Source organism: Nonomuraea sp. JJY05, from assembly GCF_043496855.1.
Classification (GTDB): Bacteria; Actinomycetota; Actinomycetes; order Streptosporangiales; family Streptosporangiaceae; genus Nonomuraea.
The window spans coordinates 33,392-49,103 of sequence record NZ_JBIEIS010000055.1 but is presented as its reverse complement, the minus strand read 5'-3'; the positions used below and the strand labels follow the sequence as shown (position 1 = coordinate 49,103).

The following is a 15,712-nucleotide window of genomic DNA, read 5'->3' as shown; positions in this document are numbered from 1 at the left end:
GGTTACGGTTCGAGGAGATTCTCCCACTCCTGGCGGCGAGCCTCGGCCAGCGCGATGGCGGCGGCCACCGCCACGTTGAAGGACCCGACCCGCCCGACCTGCGGGATGTAGCAGACGCCGTCCACGGCGTCGAGCAGGGCGGGGGAGCAGCCGTGGTCCTCGCTGCCGACCACCAGGCAGACGTCACGGCCCAGGCCGGCGCGGTGCAGCGGCACGGCCTCGGCGGTCAGCTCGATGGCCTGCACGGTGTAGCCCTGCGCCTTGGCGGCCTTGACCGCCTCTGTGGCCGGGATCGGCTCGTGCCAGGTGACCAGGCGTTCGGTGCCGAGCGCTGTCTTGCCCGCCTTGGGGTTGGTGGGCGGGGTGGCGTTGCCGGCGAGCCAGATCTCGTCCACGCCGAACGCGGCGGCGCTGCGGAAGATCGAGCCGATGTTGAACGGGCCGGTGACCGACTCGATGATCATGGCGAGGCGGTTCTCGGTGTTCCTGCGCCAGGTGCGGTTGAGCCGCTTGACGTCGGTGGGGCGCAGTTGCCTTCTCATCGGGTCACCTTCAGGATCCGGTAGGCGGCCCGGCTGGCCTCGCGGGAGGCCTGCCAGCCCTGCTCGCCGAGCCAGCGCTGCAGGGAGTCCGAGCCGAGGTGTTTCTGGACGACCAGATAGGCGACGCCGTCGGGTGTGAGCCGGGTCAGCCACCTGGTGAGCATTTCGTGCAGGGCCTGCTTCCCGATGCGGATCGCAGGGTTAGACCAGATCGCCCGGAATTTCACGTCATCTGGCACTTCGTCGACATGCACTGACCGTACTTTGTAAAGGCCCGCGGCCTCGGCATTCCTGCCGGTCAGCTCCAGGCTCCGCCGGTTCACATCGACGGCCCACACGGTCGCCTCAGGTGCCCGGGAGGCCATGGTCAGCGCGATCGGCCCGTAACCGCAGCCCAGGTCGAGCAGATCGCCCTCCTGTGGCGGCGACGGGACGGTCTCCAGCAAGATGCGCGTGCCCACATCGACCCGTTCCGGCGAGAACACGCCGCTGTCGGTCTCCAACCGCAGGTGCAGATCGGGCAGGACCAGGTCGACGGAGCCCGGCTTGCTCGCTGCCTTCGGCTGTTCGGAGAAGTAGTGGGCCACGTCGCAAAACGTTACCGGACCGGCCCGGATCCCCGACCCACGCGGCAGACCAGGGGCCCGGGTCATCCCCGCGCCTCGGAGCGCCCGCAGCCCACCGTTTGAGGCAGGTAGGGCAGAGGAGACTCGGGGATGGGTGGAGTGCAGTTCGGGGAGCTGGGTGCTGGTGGGGCCAAGGAGGCGATGGGAGCGGCGCATGGCTCTGAGCGAGGGGTGCCGTGCCCGGTGACGGTTCCTGCGCGGGCTCAGGGTGGAGTGCTGGACCTGGTGAGGTTCGGCGCGGCCCCGGCCCCACCTGAGGGCCAGCCCAGCCGGCCCCGCCCAGGCAAGGAGGCCCAAGGCCAGCCAGCCGAGGCCAGGCCGGCCAAGCCAGGCAGGCCAGGCCTCGCCCCAGCCCTGGTCTCCGGCCTTGACCCCTCTCAGACCCGCCGCCGGGCCCAGGGCCAGGCCCAGCCCTGTCGTCGGGGCCAGGGTCAGGCCCAGGGCTCGGCCCAGGTCGCGGCCCGGTCGCCCGGTCCCATCCAGGGTCCACGCCGCTTTTGGGTCTCGGTTCTTTGGCTGTGGGGGGTGGGGGTTCAGTGGGTGGGGGTCAGGGTGCGTTTTCTGGAGGCGTAGATGTCGTCAACCAGCCTGTACGTGCGGGCCTGCTCCGCCGTGAAGATCCGGTCCCGCTCGATGTCCTTCCTGATCTCCAGGATCCCCCGCCCCGTGTGCCGGGCGAGGATCTCCTCCTGCTGGTCGCGCATGCGCAGGATCTCCCTGGCGTGGATCTCCAGGTCGCTGCCCTGTCCGCGGCCGCCCTCCGCGTGGGGCTGGTGCAGCAGGTCGCGGGCGTGGGGCAGGGCGGCACGCTTGCCGGGCGAGCCCGCCGCCAGCAGGACCGCCGCGGCCGAGGCCGCCTCGCCGATGCAGACGGTCTGGATCTCCGGCCGGATGAACTGCATGGTGTCGTAGATGGCCGTCATGGCGGTGAACGAGCCGCCGGGGGAGTTGATGTAGAGGCTGACGTCCTGGTCCGGATCGAGCGACTCGAGCGTGAGCAACTGCGCCATCACGTCGTTGGCCACGGTGTCGTCGATGGGGGCGCCGATGAAGACGATGCGGTCCTCGAAGAGCTTGTTGTAGGGGTTCATCTCCTTGAGGCCGTACGACGTGCGCTCCGTGAACGAGGGCAGCACATAGCGGCCGCTCATATCAGTTCATCCCTTCTGCGATGTGGTCGACGATCCCGTAGTCCATCGCCTCCTGGGCGCTGAACCAGCGGTCGCGGTCGGAGTCGGCCTGGATGCGCTCCAGCGGCTGACCCGTGTGGTGGGCGATGATCTCGGCCATCCGGCGCTTGGTGTAGAGCATGTTGTCGGCCTGGATCTGGATGTCGCTGGCCGAGCCGCCGATGCCGCCGAGCGGCTGGTGCATGACGATGCGGGAGTTGGGCAGGGCGTAGCGCTTGCCCTTGGCGCCCGCCGTCAGCAGGACCTGCCCCATGGACGCGGCGAACCCCATCGCCACCGTCGCCACATCGCACGGAATGAACTGCATCATGTCGTAGAGCGCCATCCCGGCGGTCACGGACCCGCCCGGCGAATTGATGTAAAGCGTTATGTCGCGGTGTGGGTCTTCGGCCGCCAGCAATAGGAGCTCCCCGCAGAGCCGGTTGCAAATCTCGTCGTCGACCTCCTGGCCGAGGACGACGATCCGCTCTTTCAGCAGGCGCTGGCTGAGCTGGTCTGGCCAGGCCGCACGCTGGGTCTCCGTCATGGCCGGTCGCCTTTCTGCGCTGGGTATTTCCGAGAAAAACGCTAGACCCGGCGGGCGTGAATTCTGGAATTATTTCGCTGGGGGCGCATTTCTCTAAGGGCGCATTCCACCGAGAGCGAATAACCATCGACATACAATCGCGGATGTGAGAAGGAACCTGCCCCGCCGATGGGCGTGCCTCATCCTGGGCGGCGCGCTGCTGATGCCGTACATGATGGCCGGCGTCGTGATCGCGGCCCAGTGGCAGGGCCAGAACGCCAACCTGCTGCTGCCCATCCAGGTCGGCGTCTTCGTGGCGGTGCTGCCGGTGGTGGCGGTTACCGGCCTGTTCCTGCCGATCCGGGCGCTGGAGGTGAACGCGGCGCAGGGGCTGCTCGGGGCGCACGTCGAGACCCCGTCCCGGCAGGCGGGCCGCACCTGGCAGGAGCGGCGCCGGACCGCCGCCTGGTTCACCCTGCACCTGGCGATCGGCGGGCTGGTCAGCGGCTCCACGCTGGCCATCGTGCCGTTCACGCTGGTCACGCTCGCACTGCCGTTCGCGGGGCGGACGACCCCGATCATCGGCGTCATGGTGGAGCCGGGATGGTCCGCGGTGCTGTGGCCGCTGGCCGGGCTGGCGCTGCTGGGGGCGCTGGTGGCGACCGCGGCGGGCGCGGGCGAACTCCTGGCCAGGCTCGCTCCCGTCCTGCTCGGACCCACTCCGGCCGAGCGCCTGGCCGCCGCCGAAGAGCACGCCCGTACGCTCGCCGAACGCAACCGGCTGGCCCGCGAGCTGCACGACTCGGTCGGGCACGCGCTCAGCGTCGTCACCCTGCAGGCCGCCGCCGCGGGGCGGGTCCTCGACCGCGACCCGGAGACCGCCAGAAGAGCCCTGGCCGCCATCGAGCAGTCGGCCCGCACGGCCCTGGAGGACCTCGACCACGTCCTGGGCGTGCTCCGCGAAGACGGCCGAGCCGAAGACGGCCGAGCCGAAGACGGCCGAGCCGAAGACGGCCGAGCCGAAGGCGGGCGAGCTGAGGGCGGCCGAGCCGAAGGCGGGCGAGCTGTGGGCGGGCGAGCTGAGGACGGTCGAGCTGAAGGCCGAGTCGGTGTCTCTCGGGGTGGTGTCGACCGCCGTGGCGTCTACGGGAGCGGTGATGATGCGGTCGATGGCCGGGGTGGTGGTGATCGTGCCGATGCCGCGTCGTCCGGCCGGGTTCCGGGGGTGGCGCGCCTTCGTTCCGGCTCCGAAGGGGCGGCTGGTGGGAGGCGCTTCGATCGGGGCGGGCGGGTCAGGGCGCCGCAGGCCACGCTGGCCGACCTCGACGAGCTTGTCGCCGCCTCGGGTGCTCAGGTGCGGCAGGAGGTGGGCGATATGTCCGCCGTGCCCGCCGTGGTCTCCCGGGAGGCGTACCGCATCCTGCAGGAGGCGCTCACCAACGCCATCAAGCACGGCCACGGCCCCGTACGCCTGGCCGCCGCCGTACGGGACGACGACCTGAGACTCGAGGTCACCAACCAGGGACGGGGGAACGGCGGCGGCGGTTCCGGAGGCAGGGGCGTGACGGGGATGCGCGAGCGTGTCCGGCTGCTGCGCGGCGAACTGGACGCGGGGCCCACGGAGGCCGGATGGAGGGTCACGGTACGTCTGCCGCTACGGTCGAGCCCATGACGCTCAGAGTCGTGATCGCCGACGACGAGGACCTCATCCGCGCCGGACTGCGGATCATCATCGACGCCGAGCCGGACCTGACCGTGGTCGGCGAGGCCGCGGACGGTGCCGCCGTCCTGCCCGTGGTCCGCCGTGAGCGGCCCGACGTCGTCCTCATGGACGTACGCATGCCCGCGCTCGACGGCATCCAGGCCACCGAGCTCCTGCTGGCCCTGGACGCGCCGCCGAAGGTGCTCGTGGTGACCACGTTCGAGAACGACGACCACGTCTACGACGCGCTGCGGGCCGGGGCCAGCGGGTTCCTGCTCAAGCGCACCCGGCCGGACGATCTGATCAACGCGGTCAAGCTGGTGGCGGCGGGGGAGTCGCTGCTGTTCCCGGCCGCGATCCGGGCGCTGGCCGGGCGGCGGCCTCAGGGGCCGGGTCGGGTGGCCGGGATCGACCGGCTGACCGGCCGCGAGGGTGATGTGCTGCGGCTGATGACCAAGGGGCTGTCCAACAACGAGATCGCGGCCGAGCTGGTCGTCAGCCAGGAGACGGTCAAGACGCACGTGGGGAACGTGCTGGCCAAGCTGGGTGCCCGGGATAGGACGCAGGCCGTGATCGCCGCCTACGAGTCGGGCTTCGTCTCGCCGCGCTGAGACGGCGTCCCCGAAGGGCCCGGGCACCGGTCGGTGGGTGAGTGACTCTCCCACCGTGCGGGGCTGGGGTCCTTCGGGGTGAGGGGGTGCGGGGTGGGTTGGTGGCTACCTCCCGCCGTGCGGGGCTGGGGTCTTTCGGGGTGAGGGGGCGTGGGGCTGGGGTTCCTTGGGGTGGAGGTGGTGGGTCAGGGGTGGATGGCGGCGCGGAGCAGGAGCTCGGACGCCGGCAGCAGAGTCGCCTCCGTGGCCGTGAGGCCCGTGGCGGTCAGGGCCTGGTCGACCAGGTGCAGTCCCACCGCGTACCCCGCCATGTCGGGGATGCCGCGCGGCTCCTGCCCGAAGGCGCGCGCCACGCTGTCCCCCAGCACGTACGCCGGCGTGTTCCGCATCCCGGCCAGCGAGAAGTCCGCCATGATCCGCTCGTACGCCCGCTCGAACGCCTCCCCCCTCACCATGGACGACCACGGCCCCATGGCCTCGGCCCCCGACAGTTCCCGTACGAACGCCTCGGCCAGCCCCTCGGCCACCACGTGCTCGCCCACGGTCACGGTCATCGGGTTCCACTCGACGTTGGTGTAGCGGACGTTGTGGTGGAACTCGTGCACCGCCAGGTGCCCGATCCGGCCGATCACCTCGTCCGACGGCCAGGCCAGCAGGTAGAGCCAGCCGGGCGAGCCGCCCATGCCGTAGTAGCCGCCGCTCACCTTCATCAGGTGCTCGTTGTCCGGATTCCCCATCACGAACATGACCTGCAGCGACTCCCGCTGCTTGGCGTCGCGCAGCCGGTCGGAGGCGCGCTCCAGCTCCCGCCGCACCTGCCCGAGCACGTCGGCGTCGATCATGCGCTGGACGGCGGGCAGGTAGCGCGGGTCGTCGGCGTCGACGCGGAAGCCGCCGCCCTGGTGGTGGAGGTCGACGATGTCGCCGGGCGCCGGGATCGCCGAGCGCATCGGCGCCAGGAGGTCCCGCAGGGCGTCGGGCCGCCGGTCGAGGGGCTCCCGCAGCAGGGCGGCCATCGCCGTGAGGGTGTCGTGAACGATGAATTCCATGCCGCGGAAGCTAAAGCCTCCTGTTACGTCAGGCTCAAGCTAATTGAAGAGCGGGGACTCGTCGCCCATCTCGTCGCCGGGTGTCTGCCCGGGCGTGACCTGCCCGCTCTCCGACGGGGAGGGCGAGGTCGACGGCGAGGGCCGCGGTTCGGGGGTGGCCGGCGTCGGCGGCGGCGTCGGCACGAACACCGTCGGCGGCAGCTGCCGGGGCTGCGGCTCGCTGTCGCGCCGGCCCAGCAACAGCAGCAGCAGGATCGCCGTCACCAGCATCAGCAGCAGCACCAGCGCCAGGGCGGCCATCAGGACCCGCTTGCGGGTCTCGGTGAGCGGCCTGCGCTGCCGCGTCGGCCCGGGCAGCGCCGGCGCTCGGTCGGTCAGCCAGTACGGCACGAAGTCGGGCCCGTGCGCCTCGCCGATGAACGTCCCGCCCACCATGACGGGATCGAGGAAACGCTCGGCCCCGGGCCGGCCGGGCACGTACGGGACCGCCACCCAGGGCGCGTGCCCGCCGTCGAAGGCGAGCACGTCGGGCGTGTCGTCCAGCACCGCGCCCCGCGAGCGCCCGGAACGTCCGAGCCAGCCGCGCAATCCGGACCGTTCGCCCCTGGCCTCCCTGACCGCGGTCACGAACCGGTCGCGGGCGGCGGCGTCGAGCGCGGCCCCTCGGGTGAGCACGGCGAGGGACACCGCGCGCCCGTCGGGTCCCTGGCCCAGGTACACGAAGCCGGCCGGGGCAGTGTGCAGGCGGGCCTGGACCACGTAGGGTCCCAGCCGGGGTGGATCGCCGTACTGCAGGGGACTTGCCACGTTTGCCATGAAAGCACAGACGTGGCGTCGTGCACGTTTGCGGCGCGTTTGGTGGAATGGCGTCATGAGCGTCGCCGAAGAGTTGCCAGGCGGAAACGACGCGGCACTGCTGCGTCAAAGTCTCGACGAGGTCCGGCGTGTCATCGTCGGCCAGGACCACATGGTCGAAAGGCTCATCGTGGCCCTGCTGGCCCGCGGGCACTGCCTGCTCGAAGGAGTCCCAGGCGTCGCCAAGACCCTCGCCGCCTCCACCCTGGCCACTGTCGTGGGCGGCACGTTCGCCCGGATCCAGTTCACCCCCGACCTCGTGCCGAGCGACATCATCGGCACCCGCGTCTTCCACCCCTCCAACGAGAAGTTCGATGTCGAGCTCGGCCCCGTGTTCGTCAACTTCCTGCTGGCCGACGAGATCAACCGCGCCCCCGCCAAGGTCCAGTCCGCGCTGCTGGAGGTGATGGCCGAGCGGCAGGTCACCCTCGCCGGCGTCACCCACCCGCTGCCCAAGCCGTTCATCGTGCTCGCCACCCAGAACCCGATCGAGTCCGAGGGCGTCTATCCGCTGCCGGAGGTGCAGCGCGACCGGTTCCTGTTCCGGGTACGGGTGCCGCACCCCAGCGCGCACGAGGAGCTGGAGATCCTCCACCGGATGAGCGTCACGCCGCCGGTCCCCGAGCGGGTGCTCGACCCCGACAAGCTGCTGGCCCTGCAGGAGGCGGCCGAGCAGGTCTCGGTCCACCAGCTCGTCGCCGACTACGTGGTGCGGCTGGTCATGTCCACCCGCAGCCCCGCCGATTACGGCCTGCCCGACCTCATCGACACCATCGAGATCGGCGTCAGCCCCCGGGCCACGCTGGGCCTGGTCTCGGCCGGGCGGGCCCTCGCCCTGCTGCGCGGCCGCGACTACCTGCTGCCCGACGACGTACGCGACGTGGCGGTGGACGTCATGTCGCACCGGCTCATGCTCACCTTCGACGCCCTGGCCGACGGCGTCGACCCCGAGCAGGTCGTCAAGCAGATCCTGCAAGCCGTGCCCCCGCCCCTCGTCGTCTGGAACCAGAACCGGTGAGCGGCCTGTGAACACGGCCGAACAGGCGCTCAGGCGGCTGGAGCTGACGGTCACCCGGCGGCTGGACGGGCTGCTGCACGGCGCCCACCAGGGGCTGCTGCCGGGGCCGGGCAGCGAGGCCGGCGACAGCCGCGTGTACGTGCCCGGCGAGGACGACGTGCGCCGCATGGACTGGGCGGTCACCGCGCGCACGACCGTCCCGCACGTACGCGACCTGATCGCCGACCGCGAACTGGAGACCTGGGCGCTGGCCGATCTGTCGCCCAGCATGGACTTCGGCACCGCCGACACCGACAAGCGCGACCTGGTGGTGGCGGCGGTCGGCGCGATCGGGTTCCTGTCGAGCAGGATGGGCGACCGGTTCGGCGCGCTGGTGCTGCACGACGAGTACGTGCACCGCATGCCCGCGCGCACGGGCCGCCCGGCCCTCTACGGGCTGCTGCACTCGCTCATGGACGCCCCGCGCGGCAAGATCGTGCCCGACGCGCCCGACCTGGCCGAGGGCATCGAGGTGCTTTCGGCCAGCCGCAGGCGGCGCGGCGTGCGGCTGATCGTCTCCGACTTCCTCGACGCCCGCCCCAGCCTCGACCCCGACGCCGAACGCCCCTGGGAGCGCCCCATCAGGCGGCTGGCCGCCCGTCATCAGGTGCTGGCGGTGGAGGTGATCGACCCGCGCGAGCTGGAGTTGCCCGACGTGGGGCGGGTCGCGTTCACCGACCCCGAGAGCGGGAAAGTACGCGAAGTGCATCTTTCACCCAAGGTTCGGCAAGCGTACGCGGAGGCGGCCGCCCTGCAGCGCGAGGGCACCCGCGTGGCGCTGCGGCGCGCCGGCATCGCGCACCTCGTGCTGCGTACCGACCGCGACTGGGTGTTCGACATCGCGCAGTTCGTCCTCCGCCAGCGCCGCATGAGCCACCTCGCCCACAGGAGACCTAAGTGACCGAGCGAAGCGAGGGAACAATCAGACGCAGCACTTTGGTCGCAAGGCCGACAAAGGAGGCCTTGTGACTTTTCTGGCCCCCGGCTGGCTCTGGCTGTTCCTGCTGGTGGGGCTGCTGGTGGCCGGGTACATCGTCTCGATGTTCGCCCGGCGCCGCTACACCGTGCGCTTCACGAACCTGGCCCTGCTCGACCTCGTCGCCCCCGCCGGCCCCGGCTGGCGCCGCCACGTCGCCCCCGCGCTGTTCCTCCTCATGATGGCGCTCCTGGTCGTCGGCGCCGCCAAACCCGCCGACCAGGTACGCGTGCCGCGCGACCGCGCCACCATCATGATCGCGTTGGACGTGTCGCTGTCCATGGACGCCGACGACGTCCAGCCCGACCGGATCAACGCCGCCAAGGCCGCGGCGCAGGCGTTCGTCAGGGAGCTGCCGGACCGCTTCAACGTCGGCGTGGTGTCCTTCGCCCGCTCCGCCAACGTCGTCATCTCGCCCACCACCGACCACCAGGCCGTGGTCACCTCCATCGGCACCCTCACCACCCGCCCGGGCACCGCGATCGGCGAGGCCGTCTTCAACTCGCTCGACTCGCTGCGCTCGTTCGACCAGCAGGCCGCCACCGACCCGCCGCCGGCCGCGATCGTGCTGCTGTCCGACGGCGACAACACCTCGGGCAGGTCCGTGAACGAGGCCATCGACGCCGCCCAGCAGGCCCGCGTGCCGGTCTCCACGATCGCGTACGGCACCCAGGAGGGCACCGTCAACATCGACGGCCGGCCGGTGAACGTGCCGGTCAACAAGCAGACCCTGCAGTCGTTGTCCGACGGGACCAGCGGGCGGGCCTACACGGCCGAGTCCGGCAGCGAGCTGCGCGAGGTCTACGAGCAGATTGGCACCTCGCTCGGCTACAAGCTGGTCAACCAGGAGATCACCCAGTGGTTCATCGTGGCCGCGATGCTGGCCGGGCTGCTGGTGGCGGGCGCGGCGGTGCTGTTCGGCTCCCGGATCCCCTGACGCCACCCCTGCCCCAAGGCGGGTCACTGTACGACTTGTACACTCTTGGGGTTTCTTGGGGGAAATCGGGGGAGTGGCGTGCCGCTGGAGCAGGTCCTGGTGTTGCTGGTCGCGGCGGCAGGGGCGGGATGGGTCGACGCCGTCGTGGGCGGGGGCGGGCTGGTGCAGCTCCCCGCGATCTTGATGACAGGGCTGCCCACGGTCGAGGCGATGGCCACCAACAAGCTGTCGTCGGTCTTCGGCACCACCTCCGCGGCCGTCGCGTACGCCCGCTCCACCAAGATCGACCGGCAGGTGGCACTCCCCGGCGCGGGGCTGGCCGTGCTGAGCGCCGGGCTCGGGGCCTCGGCGGCGGCGGCGATCTCGGCCGAGGTGCTGCGGCCCGTCGTCATGGTGGTGCTGCTCGGGGTGGCCGCGTTCGTGACGCTGCGGCCCGCGCTCGGGGCCGTGCCGGTGCCGCATCTGCGGACCAACGGCCGGGTGCTGGCCGCGGTGGCGGTGGCCGGGGTGGGGATCGCCTTCTATGACGGCATCATGGGGCCGGGCACGGGGACGTTCCTCATCATCGCCTTCACCGCCATCCTCGGCCTGGACTTCGTCTCGGCCTCCGCGTCCGCCAAGATCATCAACGTGGGGACGAACCTCGGGGCGCTGGTCGTCTTCGGGGTCCAGGGACACCTGAACTGGGGGCTAGGGCTCGGCATGGCCGTGTGCAACGTGGCCGGCGCCCAGCTCGGCGCGCGGATGGCGCTCAAGCGGGGCACCGGCTTCGTGCGGATCGTGCTGCTGTGCGTCGTGGTGGCCCTGGTGGCCAGGCTGGCGTGGCAGCAGTTCGCCGCCTGACGGCGCCCGAGAGACACCGTCGTCCGTCCTCGCCGCAACCTGGATGAACCGCCGCACTCCGGCTGCGGTCCCTCTGGATTCCCCAAGGGGACCGTGAGGGGAAGGCGTGGCGCTGCCGGGAGGGGTCAGGCCAGGAGGGAGCGGACGTACTCGCCGATCGGCTGGGTGGGGCGGCCGATGAGCTCGCGCAGCGTGCCGGGGGTGCGGGAGAGCCAGCCGCGGGCGATGTTGACGTCCACGTCCGCCATCATCTCCGCGAACGGCGCCGGCAGGCCGGCGCCGGCCAGCACGCCCGTGTACTCGTCCTTCGGCAGGTCCTGGTAGACGACCTCCTTGCCGGTGACCGCGGCGATCTCGGCGGCCAGGTCGGCCCGGGTCCAGGTCGTGTCGCCGGACAGCTCGTACACCTTGCCGTCGTGGCCCTCGCCGGTCAGCACGGCGGCCGCGGCGGCGGCGTAGTCGGCGCGGGAGGCCGAGGCGACCCGGCCGTCACCGGCGGCGCCGTGCACGGCGCCGAGCTGCGGCGCGGCCATGATCGACGGGGCGTAGACCTCGTTGTACCAGTTGTTGCGCAGGATCGTGTACGTCACCCCGGACGCCTTGATGTACTCCTCGGTCGCCCGGTGGTCGGCGGCCAGGAGGGCCTCGGTGGTGTCGGCGCCGGGCGCGCTGGTGTAGACGAGCGTGGCCCCGGCCTCCTTGGCGGCGTCCACGACGGTGGAGTGCTGCTGCAGGCGGTTGGGGTCCACGCCGGAGATGAGCAGCACCTTGGTGGCGCCCCGCAGCGCGCTCCGGACGGTCTCGGGCCGGTCGTAGTCGGCCTGGCGCACCTCGACACCGAGGTCGGCGCCCTTCTCCGGGGTCCGCGCGGCGGCGACGATCTGCTCGGCGGGGACGCGCTTCCTGAGGTCCTCGATCACCAGCCGGCCCAGCTGTCCGGTGGCTCCGGTCACCACGATCATGATTACTCCCATTCAGTACCAGCGCTTTGGTTAGTACTTTCTATCAGAAAGTACCCACGAACGCGTACGCTGGTTTCCATGGAGGAGTTCGAAGAGCTGGTGGCCGATGTCTTCTCGCGCCGGTGCACCTCGCGCTCGGTGCTGGAGACGATCACCGGTCGCTGGGCGATCCTGGCGCTGGTGGCCCTGTACGAGGGGACCTACCGCTTCAACGCGCTGCGCCGCCGGGTCGACGGGGTGAGCGAGAAGATGTTGTCCCAGACCCTCCACGCGCTCGAACGCGACGGCATGGTGCTGCGCGTGGCCGAGCCCTCGATCCCGCCCAAGGTCGAGTACAGCCTCACCGAGCTGGGCCGGGAGGCCGCCGAGCGCCTCATCCCCCTGCTGGAGTGGGTGGAGGAGCGCATGCCCCAGGTGGTGACCTCCCGGGAGGAGTACGCCGCCCGCTGAACGGCCGCTTTCCCGCAGGCCGCTTTCCTACAATGGGGCCATGCGTGCCAGCCGCCTGCTCTCGCTGCTCCTGCTCCTGCAGTCGCGCGGCCGCATGACCGCGCCGGAGCTGGCCGAGGAGCTGGAGGTGTCGGTCCGCACGGTCTACCGCGACGTGGAGGCGCTGTCGGCGGCCGGCGTGCCGGTCTACGCCGACCGGGGGCCCGCGGGCGGCTACCAGCTGCTCGACGGCTACCGCACCAGGCTCACCGGGCTGACCGCCGAGGAGGCCTCCTCGCTGTTCCTGGCGGGGCTGCCCGGCCCGGCGGCCGAGCTGGGGCTTGCCGACGTGGCCGCCACCGCGGAGCTGAAGCTGCTGGCCGCGCTGCCGCCCGAGCCGCGCTCGCACGCCTCGCGGATGCGCGAGCGATTCCTGCTCGACGTGCCGGGCTGGTATCGCTCGGCCGACGACGTGCCGCATCTGAGCGAGGTGGCCGACGCGGTCTGGGACCAGCGGCCGCTGCACATGACCTACCGGCGCTGGGGGCAGCAGGAGGTCGATCGGGTGATCCACCCGTACGGGCTGGTGCTCAAGGGCGGCTCGTGGTACATGGTGGCCGCGCCGCCGGGCGGCAGCCCGCGCACCTACCGGGTGGCGCGGATCCTGACCGTGGAGACGCTGCCCGGCCGCTTCCCCTGGCCCGAGGGGTTCGATCTGGGCGGGTTCTGGCAGGGCTACGCCAAGGAGTTCCGCGAGCGGATGTACACCGCGGAGGCCGTCATCAGGCTCGCCCCCGGCCGGGACGATCTGCTGGCGTACACGATGGGTGCCGACGTGGTCGGCGCGGCGCTGGCCGCGGCCGGCAAGCCCGATCCGGAGGGCTGGCTGACGCTGACGGTGCCGATCGAGTCGATCACGCACGCGCGCTGGCTGCTGCTGCGGATGGGGGCCGACGTCGAGGTGCTGGGGCCGCCGGAGCTGCGGGCGCTGATGCGCGAGGCGGTCGCCGAGCTGCGCAAGGTCTACGAGTAGGCCGATAATCAGGCGACTTCCGGGCGCGGCTTCTGCGAACATGCCGCGCATGTATCTTCTCGCTTTCGTGGGCGCGTGCGTTCTGGTGGCCATGGCGCCCGGGGTCAGCACGGCCATCATCCTGCGCCAGACGCTGCGCGCGGGCCGCGGCTCCGGCATGGCCGCCACGCTGGGTAACGAGACCGGCATCCTGCTGTGGGGGCTGGCGGCCGCCTTCGGCCTGTCGGCGCTGCTGGTGGCCTCGCAGCTGGCCTATGACGTGATGCGCGTGGTCGGCGCCGTGGTGCTGGTCGTGATGGGCGCGCAGGCGCTGTGGCAGGCCCGCAAGGGCGCTGCCGCCACCGATGTGGAGGCCGGGGTGGCGGTGGTGCCGGGCCTGCGCGGGCCGTACCTGGCGGGCCTCGGGACGTGCCTGGCCAACCCGAAGGCGGCGGTGTTCGCGATGTCGTTCCTGCCGCAGTTCGTGGCGCCCGGGCAGAACGTGCCGGTCACGCTCGCGACGCTGGCCGTCGTGTGGGTGCTGGTCGACCTGGCCTGGTACGGCCTGCTCATCTGGACGGTGGCCAAGGCCAAGGCGGTGCTGGGGCGGCCCGCGGTGCGCCGGCGGCTGGAGCAGATCTCCGGCGTGGTGCTGATCGGGCTGGGCGTGCGGCTGGCGGTGGAGTCGCGATGACGATCTGGCACGCCGAGCGGGGCGCGGGCGAGCCCGTCGTGCTGCTGCATTCGTCGGCGGTCGACTCGGGCATGTGGGACGCGCAGGTGGAGGCCCTGTCCGAGCGCTTCCGGGTGATCACGGTGGACTTCCGGGGGTACGGGCGCAGCCCCTACCGGTCGGACGGCCCGTACAGCGACGCCGACGACGTGGCGCGGCTGCTGGCCGCGCTGGAGGTGAGCCGGGCGGCGCTGGTCGGCTCGTCGGGCGGGGGCCGGGTCGCGCTGGAGCTGGCGGCGGCCGGACTCGCCGGCCGGCTGGTGCTGCTGAACCCCCTCTCCGACCTGCCGCCCACGCCGGACCTGCGGGCGTACTGGGACGAGGAGGGGCGCCTGCTGGAGGCGGGCGACGTCCAGGGGGCGGCGGAGCTGAACGCGCGCACCCTGCTCGGGCCGGAGGCGTCGCGCGAGGCGTTCGGGCGCGTGGTGGAGATGCAGCGGCACGCGTTCGAGGTGCAATTGGCCGCGGATCCGGAGCCGTCGCAGGTCGAGAAGGAGTTCAAGGCCGCGGAGATCGACGTGCCGGCGCTGGTCGTGGCCGGCGGGCACGACCTGCCGTACTTCCAGGACAGCGCCCGCCGGCTGGCCGGCGAGCTGCCCCGGGCGCGGCTGGTCGAGCTGGAGTGGGCCGGGCACCTGCCCGCCCTCGAACGTCCCGAGGAGATCAACCAGCTGCTCCTGGACTACCTTTAGGGCATGACGAACGACCTGGCGACCCTCCTTCGGCAGGCGCAGGACGACGACCCGCTGCTGGCCCTGCACGCCACGACCGCCCTGCGCCGCGAGATCGAGCGCCTGGAGGCGGTCCAGGTGCGCCGGGCCAGGGTGGCGGGGCTGGCCTGGGCGCAGATCGCCGACGCGATCGGGGTGAGCAAGCAGGCCGTGCACAAGAAGTACGGCCGCCGCTAGCCCGCCCACCGGCCGGCGAACCAGCGCAGCACGATGTTCCAGGAGTAGCCGCGCCGGATGCGCCCGGCCACGTCGGCGGGCAGGGTGTCCAGGCCGCGATGCTCCAGCAGCACCTCGGTGCCGCCCTCGACAGGGCTGAAGGCCACCTCGATCTCCATCCGGCCGCCCTCGTTGAGCAGGTCGGCCCAGACGAGGCGGCGCGGCGGCTCCCAGGTGAGGATCCTGCCGGTGTCGACGTGGCCGCCGTCGGACCACAGCTCGCGCAGGAAGCCGTCCTCGAATCGGATGCCGACCGCGCGGGCCGGGTCGACCCAGCTGTGGCGGCCGCGTACGTACCAGCTGTCGATCTCGTCGGTGAAGATCCGGAACGCGGTCGCCGGGTCGACGGGCACGGTGACGCTGGCCTGGACGGAGTTCACCGGCCCCGCTCCACGTGATCCTTGAACGAGCCGAGCTGCTCGGCCCAGAACGCCTGCACCTGGTCCAGCCAGGCCTGCAGCGCCGCGAACGGCTCCTGGCGCAGCGTGTAGAGGCGCAGCCGGGCGTCGGCGCCGCCCGCCTCCGCCTGGACGAGGCCGCCCGCCCGCAGCACCCGCAGGTGCCTGCTGAGGGCCGGGGCGCTCATCTGGACGGCCTGCGCCAGCTCGCCGGCGGGCCGCGGTCCTTCGCGCAGCAGGTCGATCACCTTGCGCCGGGTGGGATCGGCGAGGGCGGCCAGCGTCGCGTCGAGTTCGTTAACGTTGGTGTTAATTATTGCCTGCTTCCGTTAGGCTTT

The 15,712-nt window shown here is 71.8% G+C and carries 20 protein-coding genes; 11 read left to right on the top strand and 9 right to left on the bottom strand.

From position 1 onward, the window contains the following. Positions 1 to 2: 2 nt before the first annotated feature. From ACFKCF_RS52560 to ACFKCF_RS52545, 4 genes are all read right to left on the bottom strand, one after another. Positions 3 to 542 (bottom strand): TrmH family RNA methyltransferase, encoded by a 540-nt coding sequence (locus ACFKCF_RS52560; protein ID WP_394503795.1) that lies wholly within the window; start codon positions 540 to 542, stop codon positions 3 to 5. Further along, positions 539 to 1,129, bottom strand: coding sequence for a class I SAM-dependent methyltransferase (locus tag ACFKCF_RS52555; RefSeq protein WP_394503794.1), 591 nt, complete (start codon positions 1,127 to 1,129; stop codon positions 539 to 541). Before ACFKCF_RS52555 ends, ACFKCF_RS52560 begins: the two co-directional genes overlap by 4 nt. A 572-nt stretch (positions 1,130 to 1,701) precedes the next feature. Further along, the gene (locus tag ACFKCF_RS52550) at positions 1,702 to 2,319 is read right to left on the bottom strand and encodes an ATP-dependent Clp protease proteolytic subunit (protein WP_394503792.1); all 618 of its coding nucleotides are present in this window, start codon (positions 2,317 to 2,319) and stop codon (positions 1,702 to 1,704) included. Position 2,320: 1 nt separating this feature from the next. Next, positions 2,321 to 2,884, bottom strand: coding sequence for a ClpP family protease (locus ACFKCF_RS52545; RefSeq protein ID WP_394503790.1), 564 nt, complete (start codon positions 2,882 to 2,884; stop codon positions 2,321 to 2,323). A gap of 145 nt (positions 2,885 to 3,029) precedes the next feature. On the opposite strand from ACFKCF_RS52545, the gene ACFKCF_RS52540 reads away from it, so the two are divergent. Continuing rightward, a complete protein-coding gene (locus tag ACFKCF_RS52540; protein WP_394503788.1) occupies positions 3,030 to 4,535 on the top strand; it encodes a histidine kinase in 1,506 nt (501 codons plus the stop codon). Continuing rightward, the gene (locus ACFKCF_RS52535) at positions 4,532 to 5,176 is read left to right on the top strand and encodes a response regulator (RefSeq protein WP_394503786.1); all 645 of its coding nucleotides are present in this window, start codon (positions 4,532 to 4,534) and stop codon (positions 5,174 to 5,176) included. Before ACFKCF_RS52540 ends, ACFKCF_RS52535 begins: the two co-directional genes overlap by 4 nt. Positions 5,177 to 5,361: 185 nt before the next feature. Here ACFKCF_RS52535 and ACFKCF_RS52530 read toward each other — a convergent pair whose 3' ends face one another. Together ACFKCF_RS52530 and ACFKCF_RS52525 are read right to left on the bottom strand one after the other, a co-directional pair. Then, positions 5,362 to 6,225, bottom strand: a complete 864-nt coding sequence (locus ACFKCF_RS52530; protein ID WP_394503784.1) for a DUF2268 domain-containing protein — start codon at positions 6,223 to 6,225, stop codon at positions 5,362 to 5,364. Between the two features lie 39 nt (positions 6,226 to 6,264). Beyond that, positions 6,265 to 7,041, bottom strand: coding sequence for a hypothetical protein (locus tag ACFKCF_RS52525; RefSeq protein WP_394503782.1), 777 nt, complete (start codon positions 7,039 to 7,041; stop codon positions 6,265 to 6,267). Between the two features lie 55 nt (positions 7,042 to 7,096). On the opposite strand from ACFKCF_RS52525, the gene ACFKCF_RS52520 reads away from it, so the two are divergent. From ACFKCF_RS52520 to ACFKCF_RS52505, 4 genes are all read left to right on the top strand, one after another. After that, complete coding sequence (locus ACFKCF_RS52520) at positions 7,097 to 8,098, top strand: AAA family ATPase (protein ID WP_394503780.1); 1,002 nt, start codon at positions 7,097 to 7,099, stop codon at positions 8,096 to 8,098. A gap of 7 nt (positions 8,099 to 8,105) precedes the next feature. After that, complete coding sequence (locus ACFKCF_RS52515; protein ID WP_394503778.1) at positions 8,106 to 9,038, top strand: DUF58 domain-containing protein; 933 nt, start codon at positions 8,106 to 8,108, stop codon at positions 9,036 to 9,038. 64 nt (positions 9,039 to 9,102) lie between these two features. Then, positions 9,103 to 10,050, top strand: a complete 948-nt coding sequence (locus ACFKCF_RS52510; protein ID WP_394503776.1) for a VWA domain-containing protein — start codon at positions 9,103 to 9,105, stop codon at positions 10,048 to 10,050. Positions 10,051 to 10,128: 78 nt separating this feature from the next. Continuing rightward, entirely contained in the window at positions 10,129 to 10,893 is a 765-nt protein-coding gene (locus tag ACFKCF_RS52505; RefSeq protein ID WP_394503775.1) for a sulfite exporter TauE/SafE family protein, read from the top strand. A gap of 125 nt (positions 10,894 to 11,018) precedes the next feature. On the opposite strand, the gene ACFKCF_RS52500 is transcribed toward ACFKCF_RS52505, so the two are convergent. Then, a complete protein-coding gene (locus ACFKCF_RS52500; protein WP_394503773.1) occupies positions 11,019 to 11,855 on the bottom strand; it encodes an SDR family oxidoreductase in 837 nt (278 codons plus the stop codon). A gap of 78 nt (positions 11,856 to 11,933) precedes the next feature. Here ACFKCF_RS52500 and ACFKCF_RS52495 point away from each other — a divergent pair, with 78 nt between their 5' ends. The 5 genes from ACFKCF_RS52495 to ACFKCF_RS52475 are packed head-to-tail and all read left to right on the top strand — an operon-like array spanning position 11,934 to position 14,937. After that, on the top strand, positions 11,934 to 12,305 hold the full coding sequence (locus tag ACFKCF_RS52495) for a winged helix-turn-helix transcriptional regulator (RefSeq protein WP_394503771.1): 372 nt from the start codon (positions 11,934 to 11,936) through the stop codon (positions 12,303 to 12,305). A 40-nt stretch (positions 12,306 to 12,345) separates the two neighbouring features. Continuing rightward, positions 12,346 to 13,317: a helix-turn-helix transcriptional regulator gene (locus ACFKCF_RS52490; protein WP_394503769.1), complete on the top strand. Its 972-nt coding sequence runs from the start codon at positions 12,346 to 12,348 to the stop codon at positions 13,315 to 13,317. A 49-nt stretch (positions 13,318 to 13,366) separates the two neighbouring features. Continuing rightward, the gene (locus ACFKCF_RS52485) at positions 13,367 to 13,990 is read left to right on the top strand and encodes a LysE family translocator (RefSeq protein WP_394503768.1); all 624 of its coding nucleotides are present in this window, start codon (positions 13,367 to 13,369) and stop codon (positions 13,988 to 13,990) included. Beyond that, positions 13,987 to 14,721 carry an alpha/beta fold hydrolase gene (locus ACFKCF_RS52480; RefSeq protein ID WP_394503766.1) on the top strand — a complete coding sequence of 245 codons (735 nt, stop codon included), beginning with the start codon at positions 13,987 to 13,989 and terminating at the stop codon, positions 14,719 to 14,721. The genes ACFKCF_RS52485 and ACFKCF_RS52480 overlap by 4 nt, the downstream gene beginning before the upstream one ends. A gap of 3 nt (positions 14,722 to 14,724) precedes the next feature. Next, the gene (locus ACFKCF_RS52475; RefSeq protein ID WP_185074419.1) at positions 14,725 to 14,937 is read left to right on the top strand and encodes a hypothetical protein; all 213 of its coding nucleotides are present in this window, start codon (positions 14,725 to 14,727) and stop codon (positions 14,935 to 14,937) included. On the opposite strand, the gene ACFKCF_RS52470 is transcribed toward ACFKCF_RS52475, so the two are convergent. Next, positions 14,934 to 15,356 (bottom strand): SRPBCC domain-containing protein, encoded by a 423-nt coding sequence (locus ACFKCF_RS52470; protein ID WP_394503764.1) that lies wholly within the window; start codon positions 15,354 to 15,356, stop codon positions 14,934 to 14,936. The genes ACFKCF_RS52475 and ACFKCF_RS52470 overlap by 4 nt on opposite strands. Then, positions 15,353 to 15,655 (bottom strand): ArsR/SmtB family transcription factor, encoded by a 303-nt coding sequence (locus tag ACFKCF_RS52465; RefSeq protein ID WP_394503843.1) that lies wholly within the window; start codon positions 15,653 to 15,655, stop codon positions 15,353 to 15,355. The genes ACFKCF_RS52470 and ACFKCF_RS52465 overlap by 4 nt, the downstream gene beginning before the upstream one ends. Positions 15,656 to 15,712 lie beyond the last annotated feature (57 nt).

Bases quoted from the DNA above. Each gene is read 5' to 3' on its own strand.
- ACFKCF_RS52535 (WP_394503786.1), top strand. From the start codon at position 4,532: ATGACGCTCAGAGTCGTGATCGCCGACGACGAGGACCTCATCCGCGCC.
- ACFKCF_RS52485 (WP_394503768.1), top strand. From the start codon at position 13,367: ATGTATCTTCTCGCTTTCGTGGGCGCGTGCGTTCTGGTGGCCATGGCG.
- ACFKCF_RS52500 (WP_394503773.1), bottom strand. From the start codon at position 11,855: ATGATCGTGGTGACCGGAGCCACCGGACAGCTGGGCCGGCTGGTGATC.
- ACFKCF_RS52495 (WP_394503771.1), top strand. From the start codon at position 11,934: ATGGAGGAGTTCGAAGAGCTGGTGGCCGATGTCTTCTCGCGCCGGTGC.
- ACFKCF_RS52550 (WP_394503792.1), bottom strand. From the start codon at position 2,319: ATGAGCGGCCGCTATGTGCTGCCCTCGTTCACGGAGCGCACGTCGTAC.
- ACFKCF_RS52545 (WP_394503790.1), bottom strand. From the start codon at position 2,884: ATGACGGAGACCCAGCGTGCGGCCTGGCCAGACCAGCTCAGCCAGCGC.
- ACFKCF_RS52520 (WP_394503780.1), top strand. From the start codon at position 7,097: ATGAGCGTCGCCGAAGAGTTGCCAGGCGGAAACGACGCGGCACTGCTG.
- ACFKCF_RS52530 (WP_394503784.1), bottom strand. From the start codon at position 6,225: ATGGAATTCATCGTTCACGACACCCTCACGGCGATGGCCGCCCTGCTG.
- ACFKCF_RS52525 (WP_394503782.1), bottom strand. From the start codon at position 7,041: ATGGCAAACGTGGCAAGTCCCCTGCAGTACGGCGATCCACCCCGGCTG.
- ACFKCF_RS52490 (WP_394503769.1), top strand. From the start codon at position 12,346: ATGCGTGCCAGCCGCCTGCTCTCGCTGCTCCTGCTCCTGCAGTCGCGC.
- ACFKCF_RS52480 (WP_394503766.1), top strand. From the start codon at position 13,987: ATGACGATCTGGCACGCCGAGCGGGGCGCGGGCGAGCCCGTCGTGCTG.
- ACFKCF_RS52560 (WP_394503795.1), bottom strand. From the start codon at position 542: ATGAGAAGGCAACTGCGCCCCACCGACGTCAAGCGGCTCAACCGCACC.
- ACFKCF_RS52475 (WP_185074419.1), top strand. From the start codon at position 14,725: ATGACGAACGACCTGGCGACCCTCCTTCGGCAGGCGCAGGACGACGAC.